The sequence below is a fragment of the Bradyrhizobium sp. Leo114 genome, from assembly GCF_055229415.2.
Genome location: NZ_JBUYEN020000209.1, coordinates 1 through 496 on the forward strand (window position 1 = coordinate 1; position 496 = coordinate 496).

Sequence of the window (496 nt, forward strand, 5' to 3'; positions counted from 1 at the left end):
AGCTTTACGCCATCGAAGCCATGGTACGTGGTTCATCGCCGGACACCAGGCTGGCCGCGCGCAAGGAACACTCGCTGCCCATCGTCGAGGCGTTGAAGCCGTGGTTCGAGAAGCAGCTGTCGATGATCTCCAGCGGCTCGACGCTCGCCGAGGACATCCGTTACGCGCTCAATCATTGGCAAGGGCTGACCCGCTTCCTCGAAGACGGGCGTCTCGAGCTCGACACGAACCCCGTCGAGAACGCCATCCGGCCAGTCTGCCTGACCAGAAAAAATGCGCTCTTCGCCGGTCATGAGGTCGGGGCTGAAAATTGGGCCTTGCTTGCGTCGATCGTCGCCACCTGCAAGCTCAGCGACGTCAACCCGGCCGCCTACATCGCCGAAACACTCGAGGCGATCATCGACGGCCATCCCCATAACAGAATCGAAGACCTCATGCCGTGGCGGTTCCGCAAAACGTCAAGCCAGTGTCAATAGGGTTGCGGCTAAGCGCTTAC

At 60.7% G+C, this 496-nt stretch carries 1 protein-coding gene; it reads left to right on the top strand.

Annotated elements, in window-relative coordinates:
• On the top strand, window positions 1-476 hold a 476-nt coding region (locus ACZIRK_RS45445), incomplete at its 5' end, for an IS66 family transposase (RefSeq protein ID WP_474419874.1).
• Window positions 477-496: the final 20 nt, after the last annotated feature.